Origin of the sequence: Pantoea sp. 18069 (assembly GCF_902706035.1) — a bacterium.
GTDB lineage: Bacteria > Pseudomonadota > Gammaproteobacteria > Burkholderiales > Burkholderiaceae_C > Comamonas.
Genome location: NZ_CACSJA010000019.1, coordinates 72,706 through 87,907 on the forward strand (window position 1 = coordinate 72,706; position 15,202 = coordinate 87,907).

A 15,202-nucleotide genomic window follows, 5' to 3' on the forward strand; every position below is an offset into this window, starting at 1 on the left:
TACAAAAACCCAGGAGACTCCCAATGGCAATGACCCGTAAACAATTCGGCCAGTTCGCACTCGCAACCGGCCTGGCTCTCGCTTTCGCCGGCCCCGCGGCAGCGCGCTCCGACTACCCCAGCAAGCCCATCAACATGGTGGTGCCGGCCGCCGCCGGCGGCACGACCGACCTGGCCGCGCGCATGACGGCCCAGGCCCTGGGCCCGGTGCTGGGGCAATCGATCGTCGTCGAGAACAAGGGCGGCGGCAACGGCAATATCGCTGCGGCCCAGGCCAAGCGCGCCGAAGCCGACGGCTATAACCTGCTGATGCAGTACTCGGGCTTTCATGTGATCTCGCCCCACCTGGGCAAGAGCGCCTGGGAACTGGCCGACTTCGTACCCGTGGCCAACGTGCTGTCCGCACCGCAGATCGTCGTGGTACGCAGCGATCTGCCCGTGAACACCATGCAGGAGCTCGTGGCCTATGCCAAGGCCAATCCGGCAAAACTCAACTACGCATCTTCGGGCAATGGCTCGCTGCAGCATGTGACCGGCGTGCAGCTCGAGCAAGCCGCGGGAATCCGCATGGTGCACGTGCCGTACAAGGGCACGGGCCCGGCATTGCAGGACTTGCTGGGCGGCCAGGTGGACCTGACTTTCGGCACGGCGCCGCCGTTCATGGCCCATATCCAGTCGGGCAAGCTCAAGGTGCTGGCCGTGACCGGCAAGGAGCGACTGCCCAGCCTGGCCAAGGTACCGACCACGGCCGAAACGGGCCTGCCGGGCGTCAACGCGACCTCGTGGTTCGCGCTGTTCGCGCCTGCCAAGACGCCCAATGACATTGTGCGCAAGCTCGAAGCCGATGTGCGCAACATGCTGGGGGATCCCGCGTTTCAGAAGAAGGCGCTGGACCAGGGCGCGACCGCCGACTTCAAGGACAGCAAGGCGCTGGGGGCCATGGTCAAGCACGATTGGGACATGTGGGCCAAGGTGGTCAAGGAAGCCAATATCCAGGCCGAGTGATAGCGGCATACCGCCCAAGCACCGGCAGACGGCGAGGCGCGCGCATGCCGCAGGCCGGGCATGCCAGACCGGAGGATGGATAAGGCAGGCAAGGCATGGCACCGGAGAAGAACGGGGCAGCAGAAGCAAACGGCAACAGCACTCGCTATAGAATGCGATTCATTCGCAACTGCAGCAATATGTTGCCGGGCCGACACCTGCCCTGCCTCTTCTTGCATCCACCCGGCCCGACGCCATGCCTTCCGCCAACCCAAGCCCCCACCATTCGGTGCAGACGCTGTATGCCGAGCACCATGGCTGGCTGCAGGCGTGGCTGCGTCGGCGGCTGGGCTGCAGCCACAGCGCCGCCGACCTGGCGCATGACACCTACCTGCGGGTGCTGCTGCGCCCGCAGGTGCTGCCCACGCTGCGTGAACCCCGGGCCTACCTGACCACGCTGGCAAAGGGCGTGGTGAGCGAGCACTGGCGCCGCCAGGCCCTGGAGCGTGCGTACCTGGAAGCCTTGGCCCTGATCCCCGAGGCACTGGCGCTGTCGCCCGAGGAACGGCTGGAACTGCTGCAGACGCTGGACGAAATCGACGCCATGCTCGATGGCCTGGCCCCCAAGGCACGCGAGGCATTCCTGCTGTCGCAGCTCGAAGGCCTCACCTACACCCAGATTGCCGGCCAACTCGGCATCAGCGAGCGCACGGTCAAGCGCTACATGGCGCAGGGCTTCGAACATTGCCTGGCTCTCGTCGAATGAACACGACACCCTCCATCGACCGCAGCGTGTTGCGCCAGGCCGCCCAGTGGCTGGTGCGCCTGCATTCGGGCGAAGCCGGGCCGCAGGACCATGCGGCCTGCGCCCATTGGCGCAGCCAGCACCCGGCGCACGAGCACGCCTGGCAACGCGCCGAGCGCATGGCGGCGAAGTTCGGCGCCGTGCCCTCCGCCATCGGCGTGCCGGTACTGGGCAGGCCGCAGACCCAGCGCACCAACCGGCGTGCGGCCCTGCGAACGCTGGCGCTGCTGGCAACGGCCGCGCCAACGGCGTGGCTGGGCTGGCGCCATGCACCCTGGCAGGTCTGGACCGCAGACTACAGCACCGCCGTGGGCGAGCGCCGCGAGGTCACCTTGGCCGACGGCAGCACCATCCTGCTCGACACCGCCAGCGCCATCAACATCACGTTCGACAGCCATCAGCGCAAGGTACAGCTGCGCCAGGGCGCCATTCTGGCCACCACCGCAGCTGACACGCAATCTGCCCCTGCGCTGCAGCGGCCGTTTACCGTGCACACCGCGCAGGGCCAGCTGCGGGCGCTGGGCACGCGTTTCAGCGTGCGCCAGGACGGCGATGCGCACCAGCCCGGCCCCATTCATGTGGCGGTCATCGAGGGTGCGGTGGAAGTCACGCCATGGGGTGCGAGCCGCCCGGCGCTGGTACTGCCCGCGGGTCGGCAGACGGTGCTGAGCGCAGAGGGCGCGCAGGCGCCGCAGCCCGTGGACATCGCCGCACAGGGCTGGACCCAGGGCGTCCTGCATGCCGACGGCATGCGCCTGGACGACTTCTGCGCCGAGCTGGCGCGTTACCGGGCCGGCGTGATCCGCTGCGCTCCCGAAGTGGCGCAGTTGCGCATCTCCGGCATGTTCCAGCTGCGCGACACGGACTACGCCTTGACCATGCTGGCCACCACGCTGCCGGTGCAGGTGGTGCTGCGCACCCGGTTCTGGGTCACCGTGGTGCCGGCATAGCAACGGCCACAAGACACAGCGCAAAAAAAGTCCGTAAACCGTGTCCCCTTTTTGCATCTCGTCGGGCAGACCATGGAGCCGTGCTGTGAGTGCGGCAACGACAACAGAGGAAATCCATGGCATTCGAACGTACTCCCCGCACGCGCCCTGCGCGTGCGCTTGATTTTTTTGACCGCCGCCTGCCGAACTGCGCAGCGCCGCTGCAATTGAGCGCCGCGGCGCTGGCGACCCGGGGTCTGTGCCTGGGACTGGCACTTGCCGCGGCCGGCGCTGCCATGGCGCAGCAGGCACCTGCGACGCAAGATCCCGCAAGCGCTGCGCGCACGATTGCGCAGGAAATTCCGCCCGGCCCCCTCAGCGCCGCGCTGCTGCGTTTCGCGGCAGCCGCAGGCATCACCTTGTCGTTCGACCCCGCCCTCACGGACGGCCACACCACCGCGGGCCTGCGAGGCAGCCACACCTTGAGCAGCGGGTTCAGCCAGTTGCTGGCGGGCAGCGGCCTGCAAGCCGTACCCCGCGAAGGCGGCGGCTACACGCTGCGCAAGGCAGCCCAGGCACCGGCCAACACGGCAGCCGCCGAGACCGCCGGCAACTACACGCTGCGCGAAGTGCGTGTCACCGGAAAGCGCGACGGAGAAACAGAAGGCACCGACTCGTACACCACCGAGGCCATCACCATCGGCAAGACGGCGCAGGCCCTGCGCGAACTGCCCCAGTCGGTGTCGGTCGTCACGCGCCAGCGCCTGGACGACCAGAAACTCACCAGCCTGGACGAGGCCGCCGCGCAGGCGGTGGGCATCACCGTCCAGGACACCAACAGCCGGCTGTCGGCCATCTATTCGCGCGGCTTCGAGATCGACAGCGTGCAGCTCGATGGCGGGGCACCGATGTTCGTGGGCCTGGGCTTTTACAGCGGCATCGTGTTCGACCTGGCCGAGTACGACCGAGTGGAACTGATGCGCGGTGCGGCCGGGCTGGTCAACGGCACCGGCAACCCCGGCGGCGCCGTCAACCTGGTGCGCAAGATGCCCACCTCCACGCCCCAGCTCAATGTGCAGCTGTCGGCCGGCCGATGGAACAACTACCGCACGGAGCTGGACGCCTCCGGCCCGCTGGCCTTTGACGGAAAGTTGCGCGGCCGGGTGGTTGCCGCCTACGTGGACCGCAACTACTTCACCGACCGCCGCGCCACACAAAAGCCGCTGCTCTATGGCGTGCTCGAAGCCGATCTGGGCCCGCATGCGGTGTTGGCCGTCGGTGCCCGGGAAGAGCAGACCAAGGAACGCGGCTCCAACACCTCGGTGCCGCGCTACAGCAATGGCGCCGACCTGGGCTTGCCGCGCAATACCGGCCTGACCACCGACTGGGCGCATTTCGACAGCACCTCCAGGGAAGTCTTCGGCAAACTCACCTGGCGGCTGGCCGACCGCTGGACACTGCGGGCCAACGCCACCCACGCCCGGCAAAATTCCACGGGAATCGGCGCACTGGGATTCGGTGCGGTGGACCCGACCACCTTGCAAGGCCACACGTGGATAGGCACGCCCTCGACCAGCTCGAACCAGCAAACCATGCTGGACGTGAACATCAGCGGCGCCTTCGACCTGTTCGGACGCACCCACGAGGCCTTGTTCGGCGCAGACACCCAGGACATGACCAGCCAGTGGCTGGGCTCGGTCTATTCGGTCAATCCGCCGGGGCTGCCCATCGACATCTTCTCCCCCAATCCCGGCTTGTGGGAGCGTCCGGACATGCCCAACTGGGTGCGCGACTACAACCCCAACAGGCAAAAGCAGGTCGGTGCCTACGGCACCTTGCGCATGGAAGTTGCCGACAACACCAAGCTGATCGTGGGCGCGCGCGTCAACCGCTTCAAGTACGACCAGGTCTACCGCGAACGCGTCGATGCCAACGACGACTTCGACTACTCCGCCCCCTGGAGCCTGGCCTCGGCCACCAGCTACAGCGAACCGACGAAAGTCACGCCGTTTGCCGGCCTGATCTACGACATCAACCATGAATGGTCGGCCTATGCGAGCTACGCCGAAATCTACAAGCCCCAGGCCAATCTGAAGGCCGGCCCGAAACCGGGAACGGGCCTGGCCCCCATGCGCGGCTCCAACGCGGAACTGGGGCTCAAGGGCGAACTGCTCAACGGCAAGCTCAACACCGCCCTTGCGCTTTACCGCATCGTGCAGGAAGGCAAGGCAATTCGCGACCCACGCTACGAATTCCAGACCATTCTCTACGCGGGCAGCTGCTGCTACCTGGGGTCAGGCAAGGTCATCAGCCAAGGTCTGGACGTGGAGGTCAATGGCGAAATCGCACGCGGCGTGAATGTCTATGCGGGCTACACCTACAACAACAACCAGGACAAGACCGTCAACGCCGCGTTCAGCACCATCACGCCCAGGCATTCGGTCAAACTCTGGAGCACCTGGCAACTGCCGGATGCAGCTTCGCAGTGGAAGATAGGCGGCGGCGCCACCATTCAGAGCACGCAGTACGTCAAGGGCACGGCGGCCAGCCTGAACACGCAGACCGGTCTCTACAACGGCCCCGCCATTCCCTTCAACTACAGCCAGTCCGGCTATGCGGTCTGGAATGCCATGGTCGAGTACCGCATCGATCCGAAGTGGACCATGACGCTGAACGTCAACAATCTGTTTGACAAGACGTACTACCGCACCGTGGGCAGCTCCGCATCGGGCAATTACTACGGCGAGCCGCGCAACGTGATGGTGACGCTGCGCGGCAAGTTCTGACAGGGCCGCGCCGGGGCCGCATCAGGCCTCGACGCGCAGTTCTGCGCCTATGAGCCGCACCTGCTGCACAAGCGCCTGCCGGTGCGCGTGCGAAAGACAGCCATGCGGATCGCGCAGAACAAAGCCCTGCGCCTCGTCAAAACGCACTTGCGGCCAGACGCAAGCGGGCTGCGGCAGGCGCTGCATGACCGCCGCCAGCGCATTCTCCAGATAGCGCTGCCTGGCCATGGCGCGCAACTCGGGCTTGAAGACCTTGCCCACATTGGTGGTCGGCAGCACGCTCAGGATTTCAACGTATCGGGGACGCGCGGGCGGTTCATCGACATTGCGCGCGGCGAACGCGCGCAACGATTCGACATCCGCCGTCTGCCCCTCCTTGAGCGTCACATAGGCCACAGGCACTTCGCCCGCATGGGGGTCGGGCGCGCCCACCGCGGCGCAGGCCTTGACGGCCGGGTGTCTTTCCAGCGCCTGTTCTATCACCTGCGGATCCACGTTGTGGCCGCTGCGAATGATCAGGTCTTTAGAGCGCCCCTGCAGCTTGAGCAGGCCATCGGCCGACAGCGAACCCAGATCGCCCGAGATCAGCCAGCCGTCCTGGGTGAAGTAGCTGTCTCGTTCTATCGCGCCCAGGTAGCCCGCAAACAGATTCGGCGACTGGAACAGCACCATGCCGACTTCGCCGGGCGCGGCATCACCCGCCGTGAGATTGCCGCTGGCGCCCAGCTTGCCTATGCGGATGCGCGCATGCGGCGTCCTGAAACCCACATGGCCCACGCCCGCATGCACGCCTTGCGGCGTGATCGTCGAAATGCCGGTCATCTCGGTCATGCCCAGGCTTTCGTGCACATGCAGGCCCGTGTGCTGCTTGAAGCGGCGCGCGGTTTCCTCGCTCAGCGGCGCGGCGCCGGTGCGGAAATAGCGTATCGAGGAGATGTCGGCGCCCGCCAGATCGATGTCCGAGAGCATGGACAGCACCGTGGGCACGGCGGACATGACCGTGGGCCGGTGGCGCTCGACCAGCCGCCAGAAATTGGCGATCACGCCCTTGTTGCGAAACAGCTCCGTGGTCGGAATGATGACTTCCGCGCCCGCGGAAAAGCAGGCCAGCGAACCCGGCAGCACGCCGGCCACATGGAACAGCGGATAGCCGTTGATGGTGCGGTCGCCCGAAGTCAGCCCCTGCATCTGCACGCTGGCCCAGGCGGTATAGACCTGGGCGCCATGCGTCTGCGCCGCGAGCTTGGGCGAACCGGTGGTGCCGCCGGTATGGAAATAGGCGGCGACATCGCCCGGCTGGATCACGCGGCCCGAGACCAGCCGGTCCACGGGCTCGCGCGCAATCCGCTCGGCAAAGCCCAGAACGCGTGCGCCTATGCCCGCCGTATCCGGCGCGACACCTGCATGGCTCACATACAGCACATGCTCTATGCCGCAGGCCAGCTGCGCCACCTTGCGCCAGATGCCCGCATCGTCGGCGTCGGCCCAGGCAATCAGCACCTTGGCACGCGTGGCGTTGAGCAGCGACGAAATTTTCTCTGCCGTGAGCAAAGGGTTGATGGGCTGCACGATGGCCGCGGCCTCGCCGCCCCACAGCGCGAAATGGTACTCGGCACAGCCCGGCAGCATGATGGCCACGGTGTCCTGGCTGCCCAGGCCCAGGCGATGCAGCGCATTGGCGGTCTGGTTGATCTTGCCCAGCAACTGCGCGTAGGTATAGCGCTCGGTGTCGGCATAGCCATCGGCGGTCTTGAGAAAAGTCAGCGCCGCGCCTGCGCCATGGCCGCGGGCCGAAGCCTCGAACAGCGCATGGGTGGACTGAGGCGCGATCAATGCAGCCAGCGGCGTCTGCTCTATGGCTTCGATATCCGCGAGACTGCGTATGGGACCTAGGGGTTGAAACATGGACAGAGACTTCAGGAAAGGAACAGCCCGCAGCCGCGCGCAAAGGCCGCGCGGCAATCGCGCAACATGCGGTCTATCAGTTCCTCGCAGGTGGGAACGTCATCGATCAGGCCCACGCACTGGCCCGCGGCGATCACGGCGTCGTCGATGTCGCCCGACTGCAGCGCCGCCTTGCCGCGCTGTCCGGTGACGAGGTGGCGCAAGTCTTCGAACGGGCTGCCGCCAGGGCGGCGCTCTAGCGCCACCACCTCCTGCGTCACGGTGCTTCTGAGCGCGCGCGAGGTGTTGTTCAGGCTGCGCAGCACCAGTTGGGTATCGGTTTCCCTGGCGTTGACCAGCGCCTGCTTGAGCGCATCGTGCACGGGCGATTCGACCGTGGCCAGGAACCGCGTGCCCATGTTCACGCCTTCGGCGCCCAGCGCCAGCGCAGCCGCCATGCCCGCGCCCGTGGCGATGCCGCCCGAGGCAACGACGGGAATGTCGAGCACCTTCACGGCGGCGGGAATCAGCACCAGGCCAGGAACATCGTCCTCGCCCGGATGGCCCGCGCACTCGAAGCCGTCGATAGACACCGCATCGACGCCGATCTTCTGCGCCGAAAGCGCATGCCGCACCGAAGTGCACTTGTGGATCACCTTGACGCCGGCCTGGTGCAGCCGGCCAATGTATTGCCTGGGGTTGTTGCCCGCGGTCTCCACGATGCGTATGCCGCTTTCGAGGATGACGTCGATGAATGCGTCATACGGCGGCTTGTTCTGTGCTGGCAGGAAAGTCAGATTCACCGCGAAAGGCGCGCGCGTGAGCGCCTGGGTGGTGAGAATTTCCTGGCGCAGGTCTTCGGGCGTGGGCTGGGTCAGCGCCGTGAGCACGCCCAGGCCGCCGGCGTTCGATACCGCGGCCACCAGCGGGCTGCGCGCCACCCACTGCATGCCGCCCTGAATGATGGGATAGCGGATGCCGAGCAGCTCTGTGATACGTGTCTTCATGGTGCGGGGGTGTTGTTCGCCATGCGCGGGCGCGGCTGTCCCGCGCCCGCGCATGCGGGCTGATTTTTGTCGGAAGGTGAAACGGTTTACTCGGGAGTCAGCTGGTTGTCCCTGACCACCTTGCCCCAGCCCGTGAAGTCGGACTGCAGCAGCGCCTGCGTCTTCGCCGCAGGGAGGTAGGCGGCAAGCACGCCGATCTGCTCGAAGCGCTGGTTGATCTCGTCGCTGGCCAGGATCTGCCGGGATTCTTCGCTCACGCGGTCGATGATGGCCTGCGGCGTGCTTTTCGGCGCCACCAGGCCGCCCCACGACGATGCCTCGTTGCCGCCAAAGCCCTGCTCGGCCATGGTGGGCACATCGGGCAGCGACTTCACGCGCTGGGGCGTGCCCACGGCCACGGCCTTGAGCCGCCCGCCCTTGATCTGCGGCAGGGCCGTGACCATGTCGGCATAGATCACCGGCACCACGCCACCCAGTGTGTCATTCATCGCGGGTGCGCTGCCCTTGTAGGCCACATGCTGCATATTGGTGAAGCCCTTGGACTTCATCAGCTCCATGCTCAGGTGGCCCGAGCTGCCCGCGCCCGAGCTGGTGTACATCAGCGCCTGCGCACTGGCCTTGGATTGGGCGAACAGCGACTTCAGATCGGTCACGTCGGGCAGCGAGTTCCTGTTGACCGCGATCACGTTGGGCAGGTCGTAGATCTTGGTGACCGGCGCAAAACTGGTCGCGGGATTGAACGTCGCCGTCTTGAAGAAATGCGGCGCGAGGATGGTGGGCGTGACCATCATCATGAACGTGTAGCCATCGGCCGGCGCGCTCACGAACTGGCCCGCCGCGACCGCGCCCGAGGCGCCGGGCTTGTTGTCCACCACGATGGCTTGGCCCAGCCGCTTGCCCAGCGCCTCGGCATAGACACGCGCCGCGGAGTCGGTCGGGCCACCCGCGGGGAACGGCACCACCAGCTTGATGGGCCTGTCGGGCCAGCCCGCGGCCGACGCCTGCAGGCTGGGAAAAGCCATGAGCAGGCCCACGGCGACAAGCGCAGGGGTGCGTAAGAATTTTGAACGTGTGATGGCCATTTTGTCTCCTTGCTTGTGCATTTTTCGTATCCCATTGACTGGGCTTTGGTTCATTGTTGCAAACAAGAGGGTCGTTGACAACGACGGCATCCATGTACATCATGGTCAAGAATATTTGACATGAAAGAACCCCGCCCCGATGGACCTGCAGGCATTGACCATCTTTGTGGAAATCGTCGACGGCGGAAACCTGAGCCAGGCGGCGCGCGCGTTGAACATGTCGCGCGCCAATGTCAGCTACCACGTCGCCCAGCTGGAGAAATCCCTGGACGCCGAGCTGCTGCGCCGCACGCCGCAGGGCATAGAGCTGACCAGCATGGGCCAGCAGGTCTACGCGCATGCGCGCAACATCGTGCACGAGTCTGCGCTGATGCGCGAGGCCGTGAGCGCGAGCGCCAACGAAGAGCAACTGACAGGAAAAATCGGCCTGAGCGCGCCCACCGGTTTCGGGCAACTGGTCATGGGGCCCTGGCTCATAGAGTTCAAGAAGAAGTACCCCGGCATCATTCTGGAAGTGCGGCTGGAGAACTTCATCGACAACCTGGTCAAGGACGGCGTGGACGTCGCCATCCGCGTCACCCAGGAGCCGCCGCCCATGGTCGTGGCGCGGGATCTGGGGCCTGTGCACTATGCCTTGTGCGCATCCGCCGAATGGGCTGCCCAGCACCGTGTGCCGCAAACGCTGACCGAGCTCAGGCGCACGCCCATCATTACCTCGGGCGGGGTCAGCGGCCGGGTGCGCATGACAGCCACTCAGAATGACCAAGAGGAAGAAATCGAATTCGTTCCCACGCTGATGTCACGCAGCTACCCCTTTGTGCTCGATTGCATTCTGAACGGCCTGGGCGTGGGCCTGTTGCCCGACTACATGACACGGCCGCGCATCCAGGCCGGCGAGCTGGTGGCCGTGCTTGCCCAATACCAGTTCAGCATCAACCGCAACCACATGTACCTGATGTACATGCCCAACCGCTACCAGTCGCGCGCCACCATCACCTTTATCGATTTCCTCACGGACAAGATGGGGCTGCTGCGGATGGTGAGGAAATCTGATGGTTAATTGGCCGTGGCTGTTTACCAACGCTCTCAAGAAACAGATTTTTATCAAGTAAATCAATGGCCTGGAAAGCACTCGATTTGAGAAAACAGCGGCGATGAATGGTCTTCTCTCAGAATACCGACCCTTCGACAAGCTTGTATGGTTTGGTCTCCATCAACCAAACTTCAAGAAAGGGCGAGTGTGGAAAACCGTTCGTGGTGAGCCTCGCTCGGCGCGCCCGTCGCACCATGAGCGACCTGCCTTCAATGAAGCAGCAACTCTATTTCTAGCTGTTTTTTTATAATGCATGGCGAGACTTCGTCTCGCTTACCTCGCTCAGTTGGAAGAGCCACTGCGGATGGCTTCCATCGAACGGGCAGAAACCAACTCTATCTTGTCAAACGGAATGACCCGTGCTTTTTTCGATTGCTCATCGAGGATGGCGATGTATGACGGTGAACTGTCTAACAGGAAGCCAGTTGCGATGAGTTCACCATCTCTTTTAAGCTCAACACATGGCTTTTTTGAGGCCGCGCAGCCTTTCCGGTAGTGCTCCAACTCGCTTTCTGCTACCGCTTTGCCCGACGCGTCACCCAGCGCAGCCGGGAGCACCATGAACCCCGCCAAGAAAAACATCGCAGAAAGAATTATAAATAAAAATATAGTCGTGAGAAAAAAATTTCGAAGCAGTCGTTTAAACCATTCGGTTCGCCTCTGAAACCATGCTGACTCCTCCCATATAATACCCATGGGTGAACGGAAAAAAGACACGACAAAACTCAGGATTACAATCGCACCGCCGAACCAAAGCGATTCTTCCACCAACGCAAAGAAAAATCGCAAAAAATGCTCAAAAAGACCGTAGTAACCATTAATTACAAGCCAATCTGTCGGCTTGGGGAACAAATCAGCATCTAAACCCCAGTAGTTAAGATACTGCCTGTGCCGAATGTCTCCTATTAGGCGCAGGGTTACAGTGCTTAATGCAATCAGTGCAGTGAATAAGCTGAGTACTGTGGCTGCACTAAAATACGACTTGGGCGGAGAGGGGAGTAAATTTTCATTTTGTGACATATCATTACTTTAGCTGCAACGACGCCATGAATTCGGACGAGGGCTTTAATGCTCCATGCAGAACTCCATGATTGGCATGCGAAAAAAGGCCAAGTTCAAGCAGCGGGCAAAGCCAAGGCAGTCGGCGCGTTAGGCGCAAGACTGACTGTAAGGTCGTTAGCGGGCCGCTTACTGATGCACGGTGATGAACTGTGGACGCGATGGAGGCACAAGTTCGCGCATACGCGCGACGACCTCTCCAGAGAAGTGTTAGGCGCTAGAAGACCTCGCCCTGCTGCGCCGCCTTGCCCAGCAAAAAGTCGATCAACGTAGCAATCGCCTTGGTCTGGTAGCGCGTGGGCATGTACAGCAGGTACTTGTTCGTTGCCAGGAAGTCCAGGCTGCCCGGCGCGAACGGCAGGCGCACAAGGTCGCCGCGCTGCAGCGGCTCTTGCACCATGTAGTCGGGCACGACGCCCACGCCCAGGCCTTTCAGAATGGCGTCGCGCAGAAAGTAGAAGTTGGCCGACATCAGCCGCGGCTTGATGCGCAGTTCGCCGCTGCCCCCCACCTGGTAGCCGGCCAGGCGCAGCTTCTGGCCCGTGAGGTTCGAGGTGATGAGCGGCACCTGGTGCAGGTCCGCCAGGCTGCGCGGCATGCCATGGGCCTGCACCAGGGCCGGCGCCGCGCAGACCACATAGTGCACCGGCCCCATGTTGCGCGCGACCAGATGGGCCGGCGGTTCGGTCATCACCCGCATGGCGAAATCCACCTCGCCTTCGAGCAGGTCCTCTATGTCGTTGTCGAAGACCACCTCCAGCGTGACGCCCGGGTACAGCTGCATGAATTCCGTGAGCCAGGACGACATCGCCAGCTGGCCATAGCCGCTGGGCACCGAAAGGCGCACCGTGCCCTGCAGGCTCTGGCCCAGGCTGCTCACCGATTCGTTGGCCGCCAGCAGCTCCTGGCGGATCGTGCGGCCGTGTTCATACAGCTTCCAGCCCAGTTCGGTGGGCTCGATCTGGCGCGTGGTGCGCCGCAGCAGTTGCTGGTCGAGCTCGCGCTCGAACTGGTTGAGCCGCTGGCTCACGCTGGCCCGGCTCACGCCCAGGCGCGCCGCGGCCTTGCTGAGATTGCCCGCGTCGATGATGTCCACCAGCAGGGACAGAGTGACCAAATTCATTGTCAAATTCTCAGATACACAATGTTCAATTTTTATCACAATTGCTAAATTTTCTAAACATATCAAAATACGCACCTGATTGGGGCGCGATTGCGCGCGCCGTCGAATAGAGGGGTCTTTGTGCCTCGTTGTTGATTTGTTGGACAAGGCCCTTCTTCCATGAGCGCTTCTTTTCCCATCCAGCCGCTGGCTGGTCTGCGTGTTCTCGATCTTTCGCGCGTGCTCGCCGGGCCCATGTGCGCCATGTCGCTCGCCGACCTGGGCGCCGACGTGATCAAGGTCGAGCACCCGAGCCGCGGTGATGACACGCGCGACTGGGGCGTGCGCGTGGGCAGCCGCAACACCTCGTACTTCAACAGCGCCAACCGCAACAAGCGCTCGATCAGCCTGGACCTGCAGTCGCCCAAGGGCCAGGAGATCGCGCTGCAACTGGCCGCGAAAAGCGACGTGGTGATACAGAACTTCAAGGTCGGCGGCGCCGAAAAGCTGGGCCTGGGCTACGAGCAGCTCAGCGCCCTCAACCCGCGCCTCGTGTATTGCTCGATTTCAGGCTATTCGCGCACCGGCGCGGAAGCCAGGCGCCCGGGCTACGACCTGGTGGTGCAAGGCGAAGCCGGCCTGATGGCCATGAACGGCGACGAAGGCCAGGGCCCGCTCAAATTCGGCGTGGCCGCGGTGGACATGTTCACCGGCATGTATTCGGCCCAGGCCATCCTCGCCGCGCTGTACGAGCGCCACACCACCGGCCAGGGACGCCATGTGCAGATGGCGCTCTACGACTGCGGCCTGATGATCACCAGCTACTACGGCATGGAAGCCCTGCTCAAGGACGGCGACCCACCGAAGTTCGGCAATGCCCACCCGTCCATCGTGCCCTACGGCGTGTTCGAAGCCGCCGACGGCCCGCTGGTGATCACCGTGGGCAACAACGGCCAGTTCCAGCGCTTTTGCAGCGAGATCATCGGCCACCCCGAATGGGCGACCGACGAGCGCTTCGCGACCAACACCGCGCGCTCGGCCCACCGCCATATCCTCATGCCGCTGATCCACGAGGCGCTGCGCCAAAAGCCCCGTGCCCAGCTGCTCGCCCAGCTCACGGCCGCGCAGATTCCCTGCGGCGAAGTGCTGGGCCTGCTCGACGCGCTGCAGTCCGAGCGCACGCAGGCCGCCGGCCTGCTGCACCGCTATGACGACACCGAAGCCGGCGCACAAGCCGTGCTCGCTCCCCCTTACGCCATGGATGGCGAACGCCTTCCAGTGCGCATGCCCCCGCCCCACCTGGGCGAACATACCGACGCCGTGCTGAGCGAGCAGTTGGGCATGGCCCCCGAGGCCATTGCTGCACTGCGCGCCAGCAACATCATTTAAGTATTACTTTTTACCGGAGACAAGATATGCAAAAGTCACAAGCTTCCCTCAATCGCCGCCACCTGCTGACCGCTGGCGCCGCCGGCGCGCTGACCCTCGCCACCGGCACCAGCTTCGCCGCCGACCCGGCCTGGCCGAACAAGCTGGTGAAGATCGTTGTTGCCTTCCCGCCCGGCGGCCCCACCGACACCGCAGCGCGCATCGTCGCGCAAAAGCTCGGCGAGCGCCTGGGCCAGACCATGATCGTCGAAAACCGCCCCGGCGCTTCGGGCTCGATCGGCACGGCCGCGTTCATCAAGTCGCCCGCCGATGGCTACAACCTGTCGATGTTCGGCATGCCCGCGCTGCTTGCGCCCCTGCTGTTCAACAACAACGCCTACGACGTGCGCAAGGACTTCCTGCCCGTGGCCACGGTCTATGACCTGCCCATGGCCATCGTCATCAACCCGCGCGTGCTGCCCGACGTGACCAACCTGCAGCAGCTGATCGCCCACGCCAAGGCATCGGAAACGCCGCTGAACTACACCAGCTCGGGCACCGGCAGCTTCGGTCACCTGTCGATGGAGCAGCTCAAGGACCTGGGCGGCTTCCAGATGCAGCACATCCCCTACCGCGGCAGCGCCCCGGCCGTGACCGACCTGATCGGCGGCCAGATTCCCGTGATGTTCGCCGATGTGGTTGCCGCCCTGCCCCACATCCAGGCCGGCAAGCTGCGCGCCATCGCTGGCAGCTCCAACAAGGCCAAGCTGCTGCTGCCGGGCATCAAGTCCGTGGCCGAGCAGGGCTTTGCCGGCTTTGATGCCGACACCTGGGGCGGCCTGGTCGCCCCCCTGGGCACGCCCCGCGCCATCCTGGACCGCCTGAACGCCGAATTGAAGATCATCCTGGCCGACCCCGAACTGCAAAAGAAGCTGATCGGCGCCGGCGCCGTGGCCAGCTACCAGGACTCCGAAACCATGCGCAAGCGCCTGGCGGCCGACTACGCACGTTGGAGCAAGATCGCCAAGGACAAGAACATCTCGGCGATGTAAAGCGAAATGCCCTGCGCCTGCAGGGCATGCACATGACAAAGCCCCGGCGAGC

Annotated in this window: 12 protein-coding genes; 7 read left to right on the plus strand and 5 right to left on the minus strand. The window is 64.1% G+C overall.

All coding sequences use genetic code 11. From position 1 onward, the window contains the following. Nucleotides 1-29 precede the first annotated feature (29 nt). The 4 genes from GVL12_RS15760 (at nt 30) to GVL12_RS15775 (ending at nt 5,503) form a co-directional block, all read left to right on the plus strand. Nucleotides 30-1,004 (plus strand): tripartite tricarboxylate transporter substrate binding protein, encoded by a 975-nt coding sequence (locus GVL12_RS15760; protein ID WP_200843801.1) that lies wholly within the window; start codon nt 30-32, stop codon nt 1,002-1,004. Between the two features lie 235 nt (nt 1,005-1,239). Beyond that, entirely contained in the window at nt 1,240-1,749 is a 510-nt protein-coding gene (locus GVL12_RS15765) for a sigma-70 family RNA polymerase sigma factor (RefSeq protein ID WP_159915698.1), read from the plus strand. Next, nucleotides 1,746-2,738, plus strand: a complete 993-nt coding sequence (locus tag GVL12_RS15770; RefSeq protein ID WP_159915700.1) for a FecR domain-containing protein — start codon at nt 1,746-1,748, stop codon at nt 2,736-2,738. The genes GVL12_RS15765 and GVL12_RS15770 overlap by 4 nt, the downstream gene beginning before the upstream one ends. A gap of 116 nt (nt 2,739-2,854) precedes the next feature. After that, nucleotides 2,855-5,503: a TonB-dependent siderophore receptor gene (locus tag GVL12_RS15775; RefSeq protein WP_159915702.1), complete on the plus strand. Its 2,649-nt coding sequence runs from the start codon at nt 2,855-2,857 to the stop codon at nt 5,501-5,503. Between the two features lie 21 nt (nt 5,504-5,524). Here GVL12_RS15775 and GVL12_RS15780 read toward each other — a convergent pair whose 3' ends face one another. The 3 genes from GVL12_RS15780 to GVL12_RS15790 all read right to left on the minus strand — a co-directional run bounded on the left by GVL12_RS15780 (nt 5,525) and on the right by GVL12_RS15790 (nt 9,476). Then, complete coding sequence (locus tag GVL12_RS15780; RefSeq protein ID WP_159915704.1) at nt 5,525-7,408, minus strand: acyl-CoA synthetase; 1,884 nt, start codon at nt 7,406-7,408, stop codon at nt 5,525-5,527. A gap of 11 nt (nt 7,409-7,419) precedes the next feature. After that, the gene (locus GVL12_RS15785; protein ID WP_159915706.1) at nt 7,420-8,394 is read right to left on the minus strand and encodes a nitronate monooxygenase family protein; all 975 of its coding nucleotides are present in this window, start codon (nt 8,392-8,394) and stop codon (nt 7,420-7,422) included. A gap of 86 nt (nt 8,395-8,480) precedes the next feature. Beyond that, nucleotides 8,481-9,476: a tripartite tricarboxylate transporter substrate binding protein gene (locus tag GVL12_RS15790; protein ID WP_159915708.1), complete on the minus strand. Its 996-nt coding sequence runs from the start codon at nt 9,474-9,476 to the stop codon at nt 8,481-8,483. A 139-nt stretch (nt 9,477-9,615) separates the two neighbouring features. On the opposite strand from GVL12_RS15790, the gene GVL12_RS15795 reads away from it, so the two are divergent. Beyond that, complete coding sequence (locus GVL12_RS15795) at nt 9,616-10,536, plus strand: LysR family transcriptional regulator (RefSeq protein WP_159915710.1); 921 nt, start codon at nt 9,616-9,618, stop codon at nt 10,534-10,536. Between the two features lie 315 nt (nt 10,537-10,851). Here the strand turns inward: GVL12_RS15795 and GVL12_RS15800 are convergent, their stop codons facing one another. After that, nucleotides 10,852-11,589 (minus strand): hypothetical protein, encoded by a 738-nt coding sequence (locus GVL12_RS15800; RefSeq protein ID WP_159915712.1) that lies wholly within the window; start codon nt 11,587-11,589, stop codon nt 10,852-10,854. 256 nt (nt 11,590-11,845) lie between these two features. Continuing rightward, on the minus strand, nt 11,846-12,751 hold the full coding sequence (locus GVL12_RS15805; RefSeq protein ID WP_159915714.1) for a LysR family transcriptional regulator: 906 nt from the start codon (nt 12,749-12,751) through the stop codon (nt 11,846-11,848). Between the two features lie 159 nt (nt 12,752-12,910). Between GVL12_RS15805 and GVL12_RS15810 the strand changes: the two genes are divergently transcribed. After that, nucleotides 12,911-14,119 (plus strand): CaiB/BaiF CoA-transferase family protein, encoded by a 1,209-nt coding sequence (locus tag GVL12_RS15810; protein ID WP_159915716.1) that lies wholly within the window; start codon nt 12,911-12,913, stop codon nt 14,117-14,119. Between the two features lie 26 nt (nt 14,120-14,145). Then, a complete protein-coding gene (locus tag GVL12_RS15815; protein ID WP_159915718.1) occupies nt 14,146-15,150 on the plus strand; it encodes a tripartite tricarboxylate transporter substrate binding protein in 1,005 nt (334 codons plus the stop codon). The last annotated feature ends 52 nt before the right edge of the window (nt 15,151-15,202 follow it).

Excerpts from the sequence above, each read along its gene's own strand:
- GVL12_RS15785 (WP_159915706.1), bottom strand. The coding sequence starts at position 8,394 with ATGAAGACACGTATCACAGAGCTGCTCGGCATCCGCTATCCCATCATT.
- GVL12_RS15790 (WP_159915708.1), bottom strand. The coding sequence starts at position 9,476 with ATGGCCATCACACGTTCAAAATTCTTACGCACCCCTGCGCTTGTCGCC.
- GVL12_RS15760 (WP_200843801.1), top strand. The coding sequence starts at position 30 with ATGACCCGTAAACAATTCGGCCAGTTCGCACTCGCAACCGGCCTGGCT.
- GVL12_RS15800 (WP_159915712.1), bottom strand. The coding sequence starts at position 11,589 with ATGTCACAAAATGAAAATTTACTCCCCTCTCCGCCCAAGTCGTATTTT.
- GVL12_RS15770 (WP_159915700.1), top strand. The coding sequence starts at position 1,746 with ATGAACACGACACCCTCCATCGACCGCAGCGTGTTGCGCCAGGCCGCC.
- GVL12_RS15795 (WP_159915710.1), top strand. The coding sequence starts at position 9,616 with ATGGACCTGCAGGCATTGACCATCTTTGTGGAAATCGTCGACGGCGGA.
- GVL12_RS15765 (WP_159915698.1), top strand. The coding sequence starts at position 1,240 with ATGCCTTCCGCCAACCCAAGCCCCCACCATTCGGTGCAGACGCTGTAT.
- GVL12_RS15780 (WP_159915704.1), bottom strand. The coding sequence starts at position 7,408 with ATGTTTCAACCCCTAGGTCCCATACGCAGTCTCGCGGATATCGAAGCC.
- GVL12_RS15815 (WP_159915718.1), top strand. The coding sequence starts at position 14,146 with ATGCAAAAGTCACAAGCTTCCCTCAATCGCCGCCACCTGCTGACCGCT.
- GVL12_RS15805 (WP_159915714.1), bottom strand. The coding sequence starts at position 12,751 with ATGAATTTGGTCACTCTGTCCCTGCTGGTGGACATCATCGACGCGGGC.
- GVL12_RS15810 (WP_159915716.1), top strand. The coding sequence starts at position 12,911 with ATGAGCGCTTCTTTTCCCATCCAGCCGCTGGCTGGTCTGCGTGTTCTC.
- GVL12_RS15775 (WP_159915702.1), top strand. The coding sequence starts at position 2,855 with ATGGCATTCGAACGTACTCCCCGCACGCGCCCTGCGCGTGCGCTTGAT.